20 protein-coding genes are annotated in these 15,865 nt (G+C 65.8%); 3 read left to right on the forward strand and 17 right to left on the reverse strand.

The annotated features are described in order from the left end of the window. Nucleotides 1-65: 65 nt before the first annotated feature. The 15 genes from ACIBO2_RS09355 to ACIBO2_RS09425 all read right to left on the reverse strand — a co-directional run bounded on the left by ACIBO2_RS09355 (nt 66) and on the right by ACIBO2_RS09425 (nt 10,471). Nucleotides 66-1,952 carry a DNA polymerase gene (locus ACIBO2_RS09355; protein ID WP_397296177.1) on the reverse strand — a complete coding sequence of 629 codons (1,887 nt, stop codon included), beginning with the start codon at nt 1,950-1,952 and terminating at the stop codon, nt 66-68. Continuing rightward, a complete protein-coding gene (locus ACIBO2_RS09360; RefSeq protein WP_397296179.1) occupies nt 1,949-2,239 on the reverse strand; it encodes a hypothetical protein in 291 nt (96 codons plus the stop codon). Before ACIBO2_RS09360 ends, ACIBO2_RS09355 begins: the two co-directional genes overlap by 4 nt. A 91-nt stretch (nt 2,240-2,330) precedes the next feature. Further along, nucleotides 2,331-2,843, reverse strand: a complete 513-nt coding sequence (locus ACIBO2_RS09365) for a single-stranded DNA-binding protein (RefSeq protein WP_397296181.1) — start codon at nt 2,841-2,843, stop codon at nt 2,331-2,333. Between the two features lie 20 nt (nt 2,844-2,863). After that, on the reverse strand, nt 2,864-3,175 hold the full coding sequence (locus ACIBO2_RS09370) for a hypothetical protein (protein WP_397296183.1): 312 nt from the start codon (nt 3,173-3,175) through the stop codon (nt 2,864-2,866). Between the two features lie 23 nt (nt 3,176-3,198). After that, nucleotides 3,199-3,417 carry a hypothetical protein gene (locus ACIBO2_RS09375; RefSeq protein WP_397296185.1) on the reverse strand — a complete coding sequence of 73 codons (219 nt, stop codon included), beginning with the start codon at nt 3,415-3,417 and terminating at the stop codon, nt 3,199-3,201. Between the two features lie 139 nt (nt 3,418-3,556). After that, a complete protein-coding gene (locus ACIBO2_RS09380; RefSeq protein WP_397296187.1) occupies nt 3,557-5,836 on the reverse strand; it encodes a cell division protein FtsK in 2,280 nt (759 codons plus the stop codon). Then, complete coding sequence (locus tag ACIBO2_RS09385; RefSeq protein ID WP_397296189.1) at nt 5,833-6,081, reverse strand: hypothetical protein; 249 nt, start codon at nt 6,079-6,081, stop codon at nt 5,833-5,835. The genes ACIBO2_RS09380 and ACIBO2_RS09385 overlap by 4 nt, the downstream gene beginning before the upstream one ends. Next, nucleotides 6,081-7,043 (reverse strand): hypothetical protein, encoded by a 963-nt coding sequence (locus tag ACIBO2_RS09390; RefSeq protein ID WP_397296191.1) that lies wholly within the window; start codon nt 7,041-7,043, stop codon nt 6,081-6,083. Before ACIBO2_RS09390 ends, ACIBO2_RS09385 begins: the two co-directional genes overlap by 1 nt. Next, complete coding sequence (locus ACIBO2_RS09395) at nt 7,040-7,585, reverse strand: hypothetical protein (protein ID WP_397296193.1); 546 nt, start codon at nt 7,583-7,585, stop codon at nt 7,040-7,042. The genes ACIBO2_RS09390 and ACIBO2_RS09395 overlap by 4 nt, the downstream gene beginning before the upstream one ends. Then, nucleotides 7,582-7,731, reverse strand: coding sequence for a hypothetical protein (locus tag ACIBO2_RS09400; RefSeq protein WP_397296195.1), 150 nt, complete (start codon nt 7,729-7,731; stop codon nt 7,582-7,584). Before ACIBO2_RS09400 ends, ACIBO2_RS09395 begins: the two co-directional genes overlap by 4 nt. Continuing rightward, nucleotides 7,728-8,108, reverse strand: coding sequence for an RRQRL motif-containing zinc-binding protein (locus ACIBO2_RS09405; RefSeq protein WP_397296197.1), 381 nt, complete (start codon nt 8,106-8,108; stop codon nt 7,728-7,730). The genes ACIBO2_RS09400 and ACIBO2_RS09405 overlap by 4 nt, the downstream gene beginning before the upstream one ends. A 100-nt stretch (nt 8,109-8,208) precedes the next feature. Further along, the gene (locus ACIBO2_RS09410; RefSeq protein WP_397296199.1) at nt 8,209-9,120 is read right to left on the reverse strand and encodes a DUF4097 family beta strand repeat-containing protein; all 912 of its coding nucleotides are present in this window, start codon (nt 9,118-9,120) and stop codon (nt 8,209-8,211) included. Continuing rightward, the gene (locus tag ACIBO2_RS09415; RefSeq protein WP_397296201.1) at nt 9,120-9,452 is read right to left on the reverse strand and encodes a WhiB family transcriptional regulator; all 333 of its coding nucleotides are present in this window, start codon (nt 9,450-9,452) and stop codon (nt 9,120-9,122) included. The genes ACIBO2_RS09410 and ACIBO2_RS09415 overlap by 1 nt, the downstream gene beginning before the upstream one ends. Before the next feature lie 82 nt (nt 9,453-9,534). Continuing rightward, on the reverse strand, nt 9,535-9,708 hold the full coding sequence (locus ACIBO2_RS09420) for a hypothetical protein (RefSeq protein WP_225299549.1): 174 nt from the start codon (nt 9,706-9,708) through the stop codon (nt 9,535-9,537). Nucleotides 9,709-9,811: 103 nt separating this feature from the next. Beyond that, nucleotides 9,812-10,471 (reverse strand): NUDIX domain-containing protein, encoded by a 660-nt coding sequence (locus tag ACIBO2_RS09425; RefSeq protein ID WP_397296203.1) that lies wholly within the window; start codon nt 10,469-10,471, stop codon nt 9,812-9,814. Between the two features lie 245 nt (nt 10,472-10,716). Between ACIBO2_RS09425 and ACIBO2_RS09430 the strand changes: the two genes are divergently transcribed. The 3 genes from ACIBO2_RS09430 to ACIBO2_RS09440 are packed head-to-tail and all read left to right on the forward strand — an operon-like array spanning nt 10,717 to nt 12,541. Beyond that, the gene (locus tag ACIBO2_RS09430) at nt 10,717-11,481 is read left to right on the forward strand and encodes a GntR family transcriptional regulator (protein ID WP_397296205.1); all 765 of its coding nucleotides are present in this window, start codon (nt 10,717-10,719) and stop codon (nt 11,479-11,481) included. Next, nucleotides 11,481-12,311, forward strand: a complete 831-nt coding sequence (locus ACIBO2_RS09435) for a phosphoribosylaminoimidazolesuccinocarboxamide synthase (RefSeq protein WP_397296207.1) — start codon at nt 11,481-11,483, stop codon at nt 12,309-12,311. The genes ACIBO2_RS09430 and ACIBO2_RS09435 overlap by 1 nt, the downstream gene beginning before the upstream one ends. A gap of 11 nt (nt 12,312-12,322) precedes the next feature. Then, complete coding sequence (locus tag ACIBO2_RS09440; protein WP_397296209.1) at nt 12,323-12,541, forward strand: hypothetical protein; 219 nt, start codon at nt 12,323-12,325, stop codon at nt 12,539-12,541. 182 nt (nt 12,542-12,723) lie between these two features. On the opposite strand, the gene ACIBO2_RS09445 is transcribed toward ACIBO2_RS09440, so the two are convergent. Then, nucleotides 12,724-14,508, reverse strand: coding sequence for an ATP-dependent nuclease (locus tag ACIBO2_RS09445; protein ID WP_397296211.1), 1,785 nt, complete (start codon nt 14,506-14,508; stop codon nt 12,724-12,726). Next, the gene (locus tag ACIBO2_RS09450; RefSeq protein ID WP_397296213.1) at nt 14,498-15,463 is read right to left on the reverse strand and encodes a hypothetical protein; all 966 of its coding nucleotides are present in this window, start codon (nt 15,461-15,463) and stop codon (nt 14,498-14,500) included. The genes ACIBO2_RS09445 and ACIBO2_RS09450 overlap by 11 nt, the downstream gene beginning before the upstream one ends. Nucleotides 15,464-15,865 lie beyond the last annotated feature (402 nt).

The following is a 15,865-nucleotide window of genomic DNA, read 5'->3' on the forward strand; positions in this document are numbered from 1 at the left end:
GGGTGCAATCCCCCAACTGGTGGCCTTGTCGGATGGCCGGTAGGCCACCAGTTGGGGGCGGCGAGTCATGCGGCCTTTTGGCGGGTCTCGGCGGCGTCCTGGTCGGGCAGGTGGCCCCAGTGGGTGCCGAGGATGTCGGCCTCGGCCAGGATGGGCACGCCGCGGAAGGTGGTCGTCATGGCCTGGTGCAGGGCGGCGCGTAGGCGTTCGGCGTCGCGGGCGGTGGCTTGGATGATGAGTTCGTCATGGACGAACAGCCACAGCTTGGCGTCGGGGTGGGCGGTGGCGAAGGTGTAGACGGCGGCCAGCAGCAGGTCACGGGCGGTGGATTGGACCATGTAATTGCCGTTGGCGTAGCCGCGGGCCGGGTCGGCGGGGATGCGCCGGCCGCTGGGCGTGGTGACTGTCTTTTGGTCGGCCAGGCGTTTGGTGTAGGCGATCACGCGCGGGTAGGTGGACTGCCACCGGTCGATGACCTGCCGGGCCACCTCCGGTGTGACGCCGGTCTGGTCGGCCAGCGCGTTGGCGCCGCCGCCGTACAGGGTGCCGAAGGTACACCGTTTGGAGATGGTGCGCTGTTCGGAGGTGTAGCCGTCGCCGTACATCAGGGCGGCGGTGGCGTCGTGGATGTCGATGCCCGAGGCGATGACCCGTTTCAGGGTCGGGTCATCGGACAGGGCGGCGGCCACCCGGACCTCTACTTGGGAGAAGTCGCAGGAGATGAGCACGTGGCCGGGGTCGGCGCGAAAGCAGCGACGTAGCCGCGGGTCGTGTTTCTTGAGCGTTTGCAACGCGGGTCCGGTGATGGACATGCGGGCGGTCTTGGCTCGCAGGGTGTTGATCTGCGGGTGCACGCGGCCGGCGTGGTCGGCGGCGCGCAGGAACGCGGTCAGGTTGCTGATCAGGTTCGAGGTGCGAGCCATGGCCTGGCGGGCGGCCAGCAGGTCGCGCACCTGCTCGGGGATCGCGCCGGCATGGCGGCCGGTCAGGGCGGTGAGGGTGTCGGTGGTGACCTTCAGTCGGCCGGTCGGGGTGCGCGGCAGGTCGGTGGCGTTGACGCCGGCCTCGGTGAGGTGGGTGTCCAGCCAGGCGGCGAAGCGGGGTGAGCCGCCGGGGAAGCCGAGGGCTTGCCGGATGCGGGTCTCGGCGGCGCGGTGTTCGCCTTGAAGCCCCTCCAGGAGGGCGGTGGTGTAGGGGCGATCGAGCAGCAGGCCGCGGATGGTGATGCCGGTCGCGTGGGCGGCCAGCCATTGTTCCATCCGTACCAGGTGGGTGAAGTCGAGGCAGTGCCGCAGCAGGGCCGGCAGCAGGCGCCGCACGTAGATGGCATCCAGGCCGGCGTAGACCACATATGTCTCTTCGGAGGTGGGCAGGTGGTTCCAGCCCCAGGTGAGCCAGGTGTTGCCCGCGCGGTGCCCGATCGGGGCCAGGGCGCGCATCCGCGCGTGCAACGCGGCCTCGGCCTGCTTCAGACCGTCGTCCAGGTGGCGGCCGGTCAGCTCTTTGAGCCCGTGGCCGGCGCGTTCGTCCGGGTCGATCAGCTTGGAGATCAGATGCGTGTCGATGACGCGCTGTCCGAGCGCCACGCCGAAGCTCGCCCAGACCGCGAGCGGGTCGTAGGTGGTGTGGGTGACGAACCGGCGCGCAGGGTCGGCCAACGTCGCCCGAATCGCGACATGCTGGCCGGGGTCGGCAGGATCGAGGACCCACGCCTCGGTGGGTGAGCCGAACTGAACCAGCCGCACGGTGAAGCCGGGGTCGAACTGGCGGGGGCCTTTGTCGTCGATGGCGCTGGTCTCCACATCCAGCCCGAGCATCGCTTCACCGCCGACAAAGCGGGTGAATGCGGCCGGGTCGAACCCTGCGGGCGCGTGGATGGTCATGGTGTGCCCGTCGTGCTCGCGCACGTAGCAGCCGGCGGCCGGGCCGGCGACGGTAGGTGTGGCGGTCATCGGGTCTCCGCGGGGTGGCAGTGAGGGCAGGTCCACAGCACCGGTGCCGAGGCGGGCAGTACGGTCGGGCGGTGGCAGACCGGGCAGGCGGGCGGCCTCGGCGCGGGCAGCGCGGCGGCCAGCCAGCCGTAGCCGTCACCCGCAAGCGCGGCATCGCTGCCGGCCGGGTCGGCGGCCAGGTAGGGCAAGCCCGACACCGCGGCGGCGACGTCGGTCGAGGCGGTGGTGACGGTGAACAGCGACGCTTGGTCGTCACTGGGCAGGGCGACCGTGGCGAGTGATGGCATGGAACGCGACTCCTTCCGGATGGGGCGCTCCGGGGCGGCGGTTGGCCATTGAGCCGGGCCGCGCCGCCCCGAAGCGGCAGGAACGAGAGGGTCAGAACGGCGGCGCGTCGCCGCCGCCGTTCCACCCGTTGCCGCGTGCTCCGACCGCGGCCGGGGCGGCGCCGGCCCACGGGTCGTCGAAGTCGCCGGACGACGGCGCCGCAGCCCCGTTGCCGTTGCGCTGGCCGTTGCCGTTGCTGCGAGCGGCCTTGACCGGCTTGGCGGTGACGAAGCGCAGGGACGGGCCGATCTCGTCTACGGTCATCTCCATGACGGTGCGCTTGTCGCCGTCGCTGGTCTCGAACGTGCGCTGCCGTAGTCGGCCGGTGGCGATGACGCGTGTGCCGCGGGGGAGTGATTCGGCGACGTGCTCGCCGAGGTCGCGCCACGCCGAGCAGCGCATGAACAGCACCTCGCCGTCCTGCCACTGCTCGACCTGCTTGTTGTAGGTGCGGGTACTGGAGGCGATGGTGAAGCTCGTCACCGACAGGCCGCTTTGCGTGACGTGCGGTTCGGGGTCGGCGGTCAGGTTGCCGATGATGGTGATCGTGGTCTCGCCGGACATGGCGGGTCTTCCTTTCGGTGTCAGCGGGTGGTGCGGTGGGCGGACAGGTGGGCGGCGGTCGCGGTGACGAACGTGAAGCCGTTGGCGATGGGGCGGAAGCGGTCCAGGCGGATGCGGGAGGTGGTGCCGCGCATGTCGCGCGGGTTCCCGCGGAAGTAGTCGTTGACCGGGAGGTCGAGGGCGCGCTGTACGTCGCGGGAGTTGGTGAGGGTCGTGCAGATGACGTGCTCGCCGTCGATCGCTTCGACCAGGAGGGTGCGATCTAATGCGCGCTGGTCGGCCCACAGGCTTCCGGGGGTGACGACGTAAATGCTGTTGATTTTCTTGGGCATGACGGGGTGGTCCTTTCAGACCGTTAGCGGGTGCCGTCGTGGTGGAGGCGGCGGAGGTAGACGTAGAGCTGCCAGCCGAGGCGGGGCCGCATGCCGGTCCCCTCACAGACGCGGCAGGTGTGGTTCTTGCCACCGGGGGCGCAGCGCCGGCAGACGCCCCAAGGTGAGACGTAACACCAGCCGACGTAACCGAGCGTGACGGGCGGCAGGCAGGCGACTAGAAGGGTGATGAGGGTGGCCATCAGGGCTCCAGACGGGGTTTCCGGGGTTTGCGCAGGTCAGCATCTAGACGCTAGATGCCTGGCAGATCGCGGTTTCGGGGTCTAGGGGAACCTCTAGACCTAGAGGGGGTGGCCTCTAGATCTAGAGGCGATCGGGCGGTTAGGAAGCCGCCTCGGAACCCCGCCGCTTGTCACTCTCAGTGACGGCGGTGAGGATGTCGTCGCGGGCGATGCCGATGCGGTTGGCGCCCTTGCTGCCGCTCTCGGGGGTGCCCCAGACCTGCATGGTGCGGATGCCGTACGGCTTGAGTGCGGTGGTGAGCTGGGCGGTCTTGGCGCCGCCCTCCAGGGCATCCCAGGCGCCGTAGACCTCGGGCCGCAGGTCGGCCAGGCGGGCGATGACGACCTCGTTCCACACCTTGGCCTCGGCGGCGCCGACCACGGCCAGGATGTCGGCCAGCAGGTCGTAGGCCGGCGCGGTCTGTTCGGGGGTCTCGCCGAGGGCGTGACCGGACAGGGTGCCGGCGGCCTTGCGCAGCGCGTAGGCGCGATCGGCGATGAGCTGGGTTTCCGGGGTGTCGAGGTAGGCCGACTTGACCACCTTGGGCATCGGGGTGGCGCCGACCAGGTAGCCGGTGCCGGCGTCCTTCTCCGGGATGAACACCGTGGCGCGGATACCGTTCTTGTAGGCCGACGTGCCGAGGATCATGTCGTTCTCGATCTGGCCAGCCACCCGCAGGCAGTACCGGATTGACACGTTCGCCGAGATGCCGGTGGGCAGGCTGTCCTTGTCCGGACGCTGGGTGGCCAGGATCAGCACCACGCCGAGGGCGCGCCCCAGCTTGATGATGAACTCGGCATCCTCCCCCGCCTTTGCCCCGTACGTAGGGTGGGCGAACAGGTTCTGGCACTCGTCGAAGATGGCCGCCAGCGGGTGCAACCCGAGAGAGCGCTTGTCGGCGATCTGCCGGGTGACGCGCTTGTCCGGGCACAGGTCCGGCGGCAGCGACTTCAGCGCCGCCGAGCGGCGCATGACCTCTTTGCGCAGCAGGGCCAGGGAGTCGGCAGCGTAGGCGATGGCCTCATCTTGGATGCCGGAGACGTAGCGGTGGCAGACCTTCTCGTACGGGTCGAGGTCGCCGGTGCCCTTCAGCTCGTGGAACCAGCCCTCGGTGCTCGGGTCGAGCACGACGCCGGCGGCCAGCTCGCGCACCGTGGCGGTCTTGCCCTGGCCGGGCAGTGAGCCGATCAGCACGTTGTGCTGGATGAGCGGCACCGTGACGGCGCGGCCTCGGGGGTCGTTGCCGAGCGGGATGCCCTTGAACACGTCGTGGCCGGTGGCCTTGAGCAGGGGCGACTTGACGATGGTCTTGGAGAGGTCCTTGTCGCCCACCCACAGGATCAGCCGGCCCTCGTGGATGGATGAGTCGCCCTCGGGCCAGATCGCCCCGAGCGGGCGGCGTAGCGCGCCGGACAGGCGTTCCCGCTTGTCGAGCACGTCGCCCACGGTCACGCCGTAGGGCAGGTCGAGGTCAGCCCGCCAGCCGGGGCCATCGCGGGTGATCGGGGCGACGAACCGGATGGCGTCCTTGGGGTTCTTGGACATGGCCTGCGTGATGCCGGGAATGCTCAGCGCGGTCAGCGCACGGATGACGATGTCGCTGGTCAGCTTCTCCACGGTGGAGGCCAGCACGGCGCGTTCGATCAGCGGCCGGTCGGCCGGCTTGCCGAGGATGCCGAGGGCGGCCAGCGCCACGGCCAGCGCACCCAGTTGGGCGGCGGTCGGCGCGCCGGCCACCATCAGGGCCGCGATCAGCAGCGTGACCAGCACCACCAGCGTGGTCGGAACCCGTAGCCGGACGCGGGAGTCACGCTGCCGGGACAGTTTCAGGTACGCCTCGGGGTCGGCCTTTTGGACTGCGGCCAGCCGTACCGGCTCGCCTTCCAGGTCGAACGTCCAGCGCAGCATGCCGCCGACCAGCCGGGCCAGGCCGCGCGGGGAGCGGAAGGCCAGCCGGCCGACATACATCGGGGTGCGGGCGGCCTGGTAGCCGGCCACGTGGGCGTAGTGGTTGCCGAGCCAGCCGAGGGTTTGCAGCGCCTCGGCGCGTGAGCGCAGCCACAGCGGCACCACCGGGCGGCGGGTGCGTAGCTTGGCTTCCAGCTCGGCGCGCCAGTCGCGTTCCTCCTTACCGCCCTGGTCAACCCGCACGGTCTGGCCGTCCAGGGTCGGGCGGTCGGCGGCCGGGGCCGGGCTGGTCGGCTCGGGGTCGTCGTCGGGCCGGTGGACCGGCGTGTACGGGTGGCGGCCGGCGCGGGCGTCGTCCAGGTGAACGATGTCCGCACCTTTGTCGTCGCCGGCCTGGTCGGGGTTCTCGGCGATGTCGGCCGCCGGCGGCGGGCCGGGCTGGTCGGCGGCGCCGAACGGGTCATGCGTCATGATGGAGTCACCTCGTGGTCGTTGCAGGTTGCGGGGTGCAGGGCGCGGCCTCGGTTCTTGGCGGAGTCGGAAGCCGCGCCCTGGTCGTTGGCGGTGGTGTGGGTGAGCTGCATGCGCGCCGCCATTGCGCGGTAGGCGGCCTGCATCTCGGCGAGCAGCGTGTGCGAGGTGGTGTCGGCCAGGATCGCCTGACACTCATCCACGACGAAGATGATGGGCACGTCGGGCGGATTGCGCGGGGCCATCACGCGGCCTCTTGAGCGAGGGCGTCACGGACGGCGCGGGCGTCGTCCATGCCGCAGTGCAGTGCGCGTTGGATCTTGGAGGCGCTTGGGTGGTCGGGCAGGTTGCCGGTCGCGATGAGGACCTGTGCGCGTTCGATCAGCGGGGCCACCTCGGCGGCGGTGCGCCTGACGCGATCACCGGTGTTCGCGCTGTACGTAAGGCCGGTAAGCCCAGCGTCCGGGTTGTAGTTCAGCCGGGAGAACGCGGCCAGGATGATCGGCAGGGCGGTGACGATGGCCACGGCCACGATGGGCCCCAGCACGTGGAGCACCAGCCGCGAGAGGGTGAAGTCGTCGTCGGTCCAGGGCAGGTACGGCCAGGCGTTCATGCCGAGCGTCAAGCCGAGGAACAGGTACTCGGTCCGGATCAGCTTGGGGTCGTTGAGCGGCTGTCCTTGGGTGCCGAGGTAGGCGCGGGCGCCGACGACGACCAGCAGGGCGATGGACATGAACGGCTCGACCAGCCATGCGAATATCCAGGCCGGTGACCACGACTCGGCGCCGTCGGCGGCGAAGTGTTGCACGCCGGCGGTGGACCAGGCCAGCGCCAACGTCAGCGCCACCATCGCGCCGGTGACCAGCAGGCGCCGCATCCGCGCGGCCTGCCATGCCCGCATCGCCGGATCCTGCCCGAGCAGGTGCAGGCGGGCTGCCTCGTGGGCCTTCTTGCGCCGCTCGCGCACCTTGGCCGTGTCCAGCAGGAGCGGCGTGTCGTCGGTCTGGAGGGCGGCCAGGTGGCGGGCCTCGGCGACCTCGGCGCGCAACTGCCGCACGCGCTTGGTTTCGCCCAACGCTTCCGCTTCCTCCAGGTCGGCGGGCGGCGGGTCGGTCGGCGGCGTGGGTTCGATCAGGTGGCGTTCGATCTCGGCCAGGGTGCGGGAGATGTCGTCCGGGTCAGGGGTCGGATTAGCGATGCTGCTCATGCGGCTTTCCTCCAATCGGTCTTGTTCGCGCGGGTGGGGATGGGGTCGCCGTTCCACTGGCGGCGTAGCCGATGCACGGCGGCGATGTCGGGCAGGTCTTTCGGTCGGCGGGCGCGCTGCTTCCAGGCCAGAACGTCGCCCAGACGCATGAACGGGATGCCGTCGATCAGGTCAGCCGAGGCGATCAGGTACTCGGTTGGCCAACCGGGCGTCCACCGGTCCACGAATTCGATGGCGGCGCGCGGATGGTTGACGACCAGGCCGTGACCGGACAGCGCCACGGTCGGCGGCACGCCGAGGGTCAGCACCTTGGCCCATGCCGGGCCGCGCGCCAGGATGTCGAGGTCTCCCATCCGGGCGCGCAGGCCACGCACGTACAGGGCGGCACTGCCGCACACCACGTACTCGCCGAGCGGCAGGTCAAGCCTGGCCAGCTCGGCGAACAGGCCGGCCGGGTCACTCACCAGAACAGGCGGGTCAGGCACCACCGACAGCCGAGGCACGACGGCCTCGGCGGGCCGGCGGATCGTGAGGCCGTTCACGACGACTCCAGGCGGGTAATGAGGTCGTCCAGGTCGGTGGCGACCGTTTCGAGAATGTCCTGACGGTTGCGGTGTTCGTTGTTCAGCTCGGTCTCGATGCGGTCGGACAGGGCGCACAGCTCGGCGCGGATCTCGGCGGTGTTCATGCGGCGACCTCCTCGGCGCAGTCCAGGCAGGTCCCGAGGTGGCGCGGCAGCACATAGCCGACGTCACGCAGGCACTCCGGGCAGGTGCGGCGGGCGGCGTTGGCCTTGCCGAGGGCGGCGCGCTGCCGCTCCGTGGCGGTGCGCTTCGGGAGAGCGAACCGCACGTCATACAGGTAGGCGGCACGCACACCGGGCGCACCGTGCCGACGCGAGCGCCACAACACCTGTGCCTGCACGCCCTGCCCGCCGGGCCGCAGACCCTCGGCGGTGAGCTGCCGCAGCGTGAGCAGGTGCGGCGGGGCCATCCGCCACGGGTAGGTGGGGATGCCATACCGGCTACCGGTCGGGTCCCAGAAGGCGGCGCGGATGCGAGACATCAGCGCCTCCACAACAGTGAGCCGAGGGCGATGGCGGCCAGGAACGTCAGGAACGGCCACAGCAGGAGAAATGCGATGTTCATGGTGAAGGCTCCTGTTCCTATCGGCGCCGGGGGCGGCGCGGGTGGGCAGGACTGGTGAGGGGGCGTGGGGTGCGCACGTCGCCGGAGCGGGAGTGGGCATCTACGATCAGGCCGTTCTCGCCGGTGGCGGCGGCCAGGTCGGCGGGCGCGCTGATGTGGATGTCGCCGGAGGATGCGCGGGCGGTGATCTGGCCGGGTTCGGTGGCGTGCACGGTGATGTCACCCGAGACCGTGGTCAGCCGGGCGTTACCGCCGAAGTCGCCGATTCTGATGTCACCCGAGGTGGAGGCGGCGGTGGCGGTCTCGGTTCTGCCGAGGGCGATGTCACCGGAGACGGTGCGCACCTCGGCGTGATCGGCGATGTCGGCGCGAATGTCGCCGGAGGTCGAGGAGACGGCCAGCTTGCGGCATGCCTCCAGCAGCAGGTCACCAGAGGTGGAGGCGAAGTCCATCCACTCAAGGTCTCCGGTGGTCAGAACCTCGGCGGTCTTGGTTCTCACCCGCAGGGCCGACCCGTTCGGCAGCCACACCGTGGCGCGGACGCCGGGATTGACGGTCGCTCCCGAGATGATCTGTCCGCCGCGGATGCTGCCACCGGTGATGGTGATGTTGCCGCCGGAGACGATGATCCCGGAGTTGACGTTTCCGGAGACAACGACTCTGCCGCCGCGGGTATGGCTGATGATGGTCGCGCCGCCGTCCAGGGTGGGCACGCGTACCGTCAGCGCTCGCATCTCGGCGGCCAGCGTTGCGTCGGCGATGGCCTGGCCGGCGGGGCTGTCGGCCGGGGCCGGCGTGGTCAGGTCGATCTCGGCGCGGTCGGTGTCGCAGACGCGCACCTCGATCTGTCCATGCGGCATGTCCAGGTCAAGGACGACGGGGCCGGCGATCGGGGCGGCCAGAGTTCGCTGGGTGGCCGGGGCGGTCATCACGCCACCTCCGACAAGCCAGGCGTGAGCATGGCGTCCAACAGCGCAAGCTCGCGCGCCGTACGGCCGGCCCAGACGCCGTAGGTCGGGCGGACCTGCATGCTGTAGGTCTCGCACAAGGCGCGCACGGGGCAGGCGGCGCACACCTCGCGCGCCACGTCCTCACGGGCGGCGCGCTGCTCGGCCGGCTCGATCTCGTCAGCCGGGCCGGTGTGCAGGTCCGGGTCATAGACGCACTCCGCCGGGGGCGGCTCGTGGTCGATGCGCCAGGCCGCCGGCCACTGCTCAGGCAGCATGCGCGACGGGTGGATAGGGCGTTCGCGGTGAACCATGATGGTGCTACTCCTTTAGGAGTCGAGAAAGGGGGCGGCTCAGGCTTGGCGGATGAGGGCCGCCCCCAGCGGGATGCGGAGGTCACTGCCTGATGGCCTTGACGAACTCGGCGAACTGCTGGGCACCGGTCACGATCGCCTCGAAAGCCCACTTGAACGCCACGGCGGCGCCCTGCGGGTCGGTGAAGAGATAGATGACCATGCCGATTACGACCAGCGTGGGCAGGAACCGAGTCAGACTCTTGGCGGGCTGCATGAGGGAAACTCCCTTGGCTTGGTGAACCCGGCAGAGCAGCCGGAGCGCCCCAGCAGGGAGTCGAACCCTGCCTGCGACCATCGGGGCTGTGGAGTAGAGGAGGTCAGCCGAGCAGGTCGCGCAGCATGGCCTGATGGGCGCGGAACACGCGGCCGGCATCGAACCCGCTGAGGTAGGCGTCCAGGTGGGCGTAGCTGTTCGCCCACACCCACGCGGCGCGCTTGGCGTCGTCGGCCCCGACCACGGCAGGAAGGTCGCTGTAGCGCACCGCGCCGAGGTCGAACCGAACGGGCAGGGTGACCATCCATGCCTCATCGCTGGCGCGCGGGTCCGGCACGTACCGCGCTGGAAGCACCTGACGAGACATGCTCGACAGGTTCAGGCAGGTCTCCTCCGCCAGCTCGCGAACCGCCGCCGCCTCGGGATCCTCTCCAGGTTCCACGTAGCCGCCGGGGATAGCCCAGCCGTGCCCGTCTGAGCGTTCGACCATGACGAGCCAGCGGCCGGCCTCGGTGTGGGCGGTGACGATGGCGTCGGCCGCCATCTGTTCGCCCCAGTGGCCCAGCTCGTTACGGCCGTAGCGGATACCGGTCGTCTCGCACGGGTTGACCGGGCGACCGTCGATCACCTGGAACGGGATCGCGGCGGCGGCCAAGCGGGAGGCCCAATCGATCTGTGCAGGGTCGGTGCGCGGGTCGGCCCAACCTTCCTCAACACCTTTGCCGAACACGTCGGGGTGCGTGAACGTCACGAGCATGGTCATGGTGGGTTCCTTTGGTGGGGTTGTGGTGAACTCGGCACGCGCGGCTCAAGCCGCCTTCCTAGGAGTCTTTTGGAGCTGTGCGGTGTCCTATGACACGTACGCTAGACGGTGTACTAAGACACCGTCAATCCCTGCAGCGCAAGATTCTTAGACCCCGATTTCATGCACAGCGAAACGGTGAGCTACCCTGATGGTGGCCGGTGTACTAGAACGCACCATTTGGCCCGATTTGGAGAGTGAGGCCGATGTCCCCGAGCATCCAACGTCCAGAACCGCCGTACGTGCAGGTCGTCAACCACATCCGTGGCCAGATTCAGTCAGGCGAGCTGAAGGATGGCGACACCATCCCGTCCGCACGTCAGATCGTCCGTGACTGGGAAATCTCGCTGGCCACGGCTACCAAGGTTCTGGCCTCGCTGCGCTCTGAAGGGCTCGTCAGGGCGGTTCCCGGCATCGGGACCGTCGTGACGGTGCTCAAGGAGCAGTACACCTCGCCCCGCGATCGCTTCCAGGCGATCCGCCGTACTGGGCGGATCTACCCGCCTAATGAGGCTGCCCAGATCAAGGTATGCGAGCTGGTCAGCGCGCCTGATCAGGTGGCGGATGCACTCGGCTTGGAGTCGGGGGCGAACGCGATCCGGCGTCATCGCGTCACCATGAACACGGAGACCAACACGCCGGTATCCGCCTCTACGTCGTGGTTCGACGGGGCGTTGGCCGAGGGTGCGCCGAAGCTGCTTGCGGCTGAACGCCTCGTTCAGGGCACGCCCGCGTACATCGAAGAGCAGACGGGGCGAATCCTCACGTCCGGTCGAGACCAGCAGCGCGCCGATGTGGCGACCGAACAGCAAGCGGAGGATCTAGGCGTTCCGGTAGGAGCGCCAGTCCTACGGGGCCGTAACTGGTTGTATGACCAGGAGGGCGGCGTTATCGAGTACGGAGAGTACGTCACCGTCGCGGGACGCTGGTCTACGTACGACTACAGGCTTACGGAAGAGCAGGGAGCGTAGTGAAGCTCATCCACTCCGGGAAGGTCCGGGACGTCTATGAAGATCGGGGAGACATCATCCTCGTGGCCTCGGATCGCGTGTCCGTCTACGACGTGATCCTGCCGACTCCCATTCCCGATAAGGGCAAGGTCCTTACTCAGCTCTCGCTCTGGTGGTTCGAACAGCTCGCGGATATCGTTCCGAACCACGTACTTTCCGCTACGGACGTGCCGTCGGAATTCGAGGGCCGCGCCGTTCGGTGCCGTAAGCTCGACATGGTCCAGGTCGAATGTATCGCCCGAGGCTATCTCGCTGGCCTCGGGCTGAAGGAATATGAGCGCGACGGCGCCGTGTCTGGCGTGTCGCTACCTACGGGCCTGGTCGAGGGATCCCAACTTCCAGAACCCATCTTCACGCCTACGACTAAGGCGCAGATCGGGGCCCATGACGAATTCATTACCCTTGATGATGTCGTGAGCCAGGAAGGTGCGAAGGTTGCCGACGAACTTCGTCAGATCACCCTCGACGTCTACAAGCGCGGCGCTGAGATTGCTCGTGAGCGCGGCATCATCATCGCGGACACCAAGCTTGAGTTTGGTTGGGACGCGAACGGCAAACTCACGCTGGGGGATGAAGTCCTAACATCGGACTCATCTCGCTTCTGGCCACTGGAAGCCTGGGAACCGGGACGGCCTCAGTTCGCTTTCGACAAGCAGTTCGTTCGCGATTGGGCCGCCGGCACCGGATGGGATAAAAAGGCTCCGGCACCGGAAGTGCCCGAAAATATTGTCGAGGCGACGCGAGCGCGCTATATCGAGGCGTACGTACGCATTACTGGGAAAGCGTGGTAAGGGGGATCTCAATGAGCGACAAACCGCAGCAGTATTACGACCCATACCAGCTCATTCGTGAAGTCGGATTCCTGCTCAGTCAGAACGGACTGGACGTGAAGGACTTCCCGGAGGAGGGCAAGGTCGCGGACGCGCTGAGCGGAGCGTGCAGGTTGCTCCAGGCGTACGGCGTCACGCCTGGAATGGATATCCGGGACACCTTTGATCGTCGGCTTCCGCCACACTGGTGACGGGCTCCCAGTTGGGGCGGGGATGGAACTCTAGTGGTGACCGAGAGCACCCACGTAGGGCCACTGCAGATGGAATAAAAACTTCGCTATCCATGCCTTAGCTGTTCGAGTAAGGAGTGCCTTGAACAGCTAAGACCGGGCGGTCATACGACAGTATGAGGCACAGAAGCGCGTCAGCTCAACTATGCAAGCATCCGTTCAATCGAACGTATCAATCGCTTGATATGATCTTGAGCTGGCTCCTGCTCGTGTGCGCCCTCCCGTATAGCAGCATCCAGCCATCCGGCGCCTTTTTGTGCGGCAACCAGGGGCGCAAGCCGTTCAAGCTCGCCGGCACGAACTAGAACGATGCCGATGCCATCAAGCCAATCCAAGAGAGAATTCGCGGCCACGGCAGCCTCGCCCTTGAAAGCACGGTCACCATAATCCTTAAGTTGCCGCCAAGGGCTTGGCTCGGCTCGCATTGCGCTCTTTACTAGTTCGGATATTGCGCGATCATATACCTTATCTGGGTCCCTCTGAAGAACTAGTTGAATTTGGGCAAGTATCTGTCCGCATGAGACGGTAGCTCGCGGTTGCCGGAAAGCATTGGTGGCAACTCGATACTCTGCAGAGTGGGGTTGCCACTCTGCATCGAATGAACTAACGAGCTTCCTCACCTTTGATTCATCGTCAAGCAGATCCAAATCGGGGATGGCGACCAGAGGTACCGAAACTCCTTGCAATACGCTCGCGAGTCGCACGAAACCGTCTTTACCGCCTGCGGGAACGAAGAGAACATCACCCGAATTGAACGAAAGTCGTTGGAGTGATTCCGCCGCATCCAGCGAAGCCTTGTAGAATCGACAGTCCCTGTCTGCTTCCGCAAGAACTACAACTCTGTGGAACAATCCATCCAGCACGTTCGTATACCGAAGAACGGGATCACTCCACAGACCTTGGACTCGGCTTGGATCCAATTGATGCGCACGCACGGTATCAGCTTTTCTGTCAAGTCGCACAACCGAAACTGGCGCTTGAGATTCCAGTAGCCCTATCAGCAGGTTCCTGTCGTGGGTTGCGACGATAATTTGAATGCCTCGATCTCGGGCCAGTTGCCCCAGAACTTTCCCCAACACATTCGCCTGAGGTGGGTGCAGGAATGCCTCAGGTTCGTCAACGATGACGATCGGATAGCGGCTTGTTATTATTGGCAATAGAAGTCCCATGAGACTCTTCATGCCATCGCCCTGCGCGTGTAGGGGCGGGAGTGCGATCAGCGCATTCCTGTATTCTGCGGTAATAGCATTAGCTGGTGGCACGTCTACGGTCAGATCTCCGACGCGGAGGCGAACCTCCCCACTCAACCAATCGAGGATGAGCTTTTCACGAAATATCATTTCCGAAAGGTCGCAGACTGCCTTCAAAAGATTTTCGTCATCCTGCAGCCTATGGAGTGGATGTGTGGCGGCGGCACTATAGTCGCTTCTCGCGGGCTGCGGTTGTACCCACTGAAACCGTGCGTGTGCGTCGCCTGAATGAACAAGAAGTCCCGCAAGTCCATGCAGGCTCCCACTAAAGTGCTCGGTTTGCCATGCATTTATGATGCCCCGCATAGAGGTGAGGGTCTGATTTTGATCCAAAAAACCCTCATGATTGTTCTCTACGGTTCGAGCGTGATGAGAGTCCAGCCATGCAATTAAGTCCTTCGCGCTACCCGTTTTTTGCAGACCCATACGGTCAACGATTTTATCGAGCCGCTTTGCTCCCCCTTGCCATTCTAGATGCACTTTTATTTCCTGCAAGAAAGTACTTTTTCCTACATTGTTGCCCCCGACTATAACCGTGATTCCATTTGGGGGCAGCGAGATACTATCCCCCGCAACCGTGACGATTTTATCAATATAGAGCGAGAATTGACTAGCGTCGCCATCTATGAGCTTGTCTAGATTCAGAGGTGCGTCGGCCACTTCCGCCTCAATCTTCATTTGATATAGGAACAAGCTCTGGGCGGGATATCGCAGCGATGCGAACAAACCCTGAGCTGGGGGCCTCATATACGCACGAAACTTCTACAGCATGCAGATATTCGATGAGGTCAGCACTTGGACGATGCGGCAATAGTAGAGCCATCCGCGGCGTAGGTTCAATGTGGCGTCGATAGTCAAGAAGTTGCCCTACGGCCTGTCGAACTGCATCTCGGGTTGTGACCCCCTTAGCTTCGTAGAGCTCGTTAGCTTCTTCGTCGTACAGGTCAGTGAAGAGTGGACGACTCTCGCCGACTGGCACAATACGCCATCGCTGAAATGGGCGCCCCACGCTAGCTACATATCGAGCGCACAAATCGCTTTCACGGCGCGAGGCGACACGAGGGGCAGCGCCTGGATTTCGGAAGGTTGGGGTGCTATTCACTTCCAGTGGAACTAGCGCTGCCTGCGTTGCAGTGGCTACATCTCCATATTCGCTTTTATCGAGATCGCGATAGAGGCTTTCCCCGATTGGAATAAGGCGAAAGACATACACCAGACGCATTTCGCCATCTTTGTCGGGTGCTTCCTCCGTAAAGTGCGGACATTCTTGATCTAGCTCGAACGGCCCTATATAGCGATGGGTCTTGGTACCTGTTCCTGAGACCACCCCGTCGGCTATAAAGAGACGGACGACCCGACCCTCAGCGCGATGTTCGGCAAGCGAACGGTTGCCACCTCGCATCTGTTGATCGCCCACGCGGCCGTCACCCGTGTACAAGAAGACAGTGCGATCGTCGTTCCAACCGTCGAAGTTATAGCCGAAAGCTTCACCGCGGCTGGGATCTGAATAGACGAAGACGTTTTGTGTCGTACTGGACGGCTCGATCCCGCCGTACTTGGCGCCGCCGTAGAGCGCCATCCGCTCGTCGCGGGTAAGCAAGTCGCCGAGGGAGGTGTGCCAGCCATCGCTCATGCTGGCCAAGATAGAGGACCGGACCGACAAATGTAGCCTGCTGTACGACACTCTGACGGCCGTTCTGCAGGAGTTCCAACCGCTACCCCTCGGAGGCTAGGGGCAGGTGACACAGAGCCCCTCAGCCCTGATCATTACCCAATGCTCACCCGATGAGGCCAACACGGCGGCGTGCGAACTATGTTGTCGCTGGTCAAAGGTATGACCCAACTCTAACGACGGTCGGACTCATAATCCGTGGGTCGTGGGTTCAAGTCCCACCCGCCCTACCACTCATGGCCAGTCGAAACCCCCCGCTTGGCCTGCGCTTCCGCGCGGCGACGGGGGTTTCGCGTGTCCGGCTGACAACGGGAGTCTCATCCGTGCACACTCGTTCCTGGCGAGATCGTCTCGCTGGTCACT

Origin of the sequence: Nonomuraea sp. NPDC050022 (assembly GCF_044460705.1) — a bacterium.
GTDB lineage: Bacteria > Actinomycetota > Actinomycetes > Streptosporangiales > Streptosporangiaceae > Nonomuraea.

Coding starts and splice junctions, on each gene's coding strand:
- ACIBO2_RS09355 (WP_397296177.1), bottom strand. CDS start 1,952: ATGACCGCCACACCTACCGTCGCCGGCCCGGCCGCCGGCTGCTACGTG.
- ACIBO2_RS09360 (WP_397296179.1), bottom strand. CDS start 2,239: ATGCCATCACTCGCCACGGTCGCCCTGCCCAGTGACGACCAAGCGTCG.
- ACIBO2_RS09365 (WP_397296181.1), bottom strand. CDS start 2,843: ATGTCCGGCGAGACCACGATCACCATCATCGGCAACCTGACCGCCGAC.
- ACIBO2_RS09370 (WP_397296183.1), bottom strand. CDS start 3,175: ATGCCCAAGAAAATCAACAGCATTTACGTCGTCACCCCCGGAAGCCTG.
- ACIBO2_RS09375 (WP_397296185.1), bottom strand. CDS start 3,417: ATGGCCACCCTCATCACCCTTCTAGTCGCCTGCCTGCCGCCCGTCACG.
- ACIBO2_RS09380 (WP_397296187.1), bottom strand. CDS start 5,836: ATGACGCATGACCCGTTCGGCGCCGCCGACCAGCCCGGCCCGCCGCCG.
- ACIBO2_RS09385 (WP_397296189.1), bottom strand. CDS start 6,081: ATGGCCCCGCGCAATCCGCCCGACGTGCCCATCATCTTCGTCGTGGAT.
- ACIBO2_RS09390 (WP_397296191.1), bottom strand. CDS start 7,043: ATGAGCAGCATCGCTAATCCGACCCCTGACCCGGACGACATCTCCCGC.
- ACIBO2_RS09400 (WP_397296195.1), bottom strand. CDS start 7,731: ATGAACACCGCCGAGATCCGCGCCGAGCTGTGCGCCCTGTCCGACCGC.
- ACIBO2_RS09405 (WP_397296197.1), bottom strand. CDS start 8,108: ATGTCTCGCATCCGCGCCGCCTTCTGGGACCCGACCGGTAGCCGGTAT.
- ACIBO2_RS09410 (WP_397296199.1), bottom strand. CDS start 9,120: ATGACCGCCCCGGCCACCCAGCGAACTCTGGCCGCCCCGATCGCCGGC.
- ACIBO2_RS09415 (WP_397296201.1), bottom strand. CDS start 9,452: ATGGTTCACCGCGAACGCCCTATCCACCCGTCGCGCATGCTGCCTGAG.
- ACIBO2_RS09420 (WP_225299549.1), bottom strand. CDS start 9,708: ATGCAGCCCGCCAAGAGTCTGACTCGGTTCCTGCCCACGCTGGTCGTA.
- ACIBO2_RS09425 (WP_397296203.1), bottom strand. CDS start 10,471: ATGACCATGCTCGTGACGTTCACGCACCCCGACGTGTTCGGCAAAGGT.
- ACIBO2_RS09430 (WP_397296205.1), top strand. CDS start 10,717: ATGTCCCCGAGCATCCAACGTCCAGAACCGCCGTACGTGCAGGTCGTC.
- ACIBO2_RS09440 (WP_397296209.1), top strand. CDS start 12,323: ATGAGCGACAAACCGCAGCAGTATTACGACCCATACCAGCTCATTCGT.
- ACIBO2_RS09445 (WP_397296211.1), bottom strand. CDS start 14,508: ATGAAGATTGAGGCGGAAGTGGCCGACGCACCTCTGAATCTAGACAAG.
- ACIBO2_RS09450 (WP_397296213.1), bottom strand. CDS start 15,463: ATGAGCGATGGCTGGCACACCTCCCTCGGCGACTTGCTTACCCGCGAC.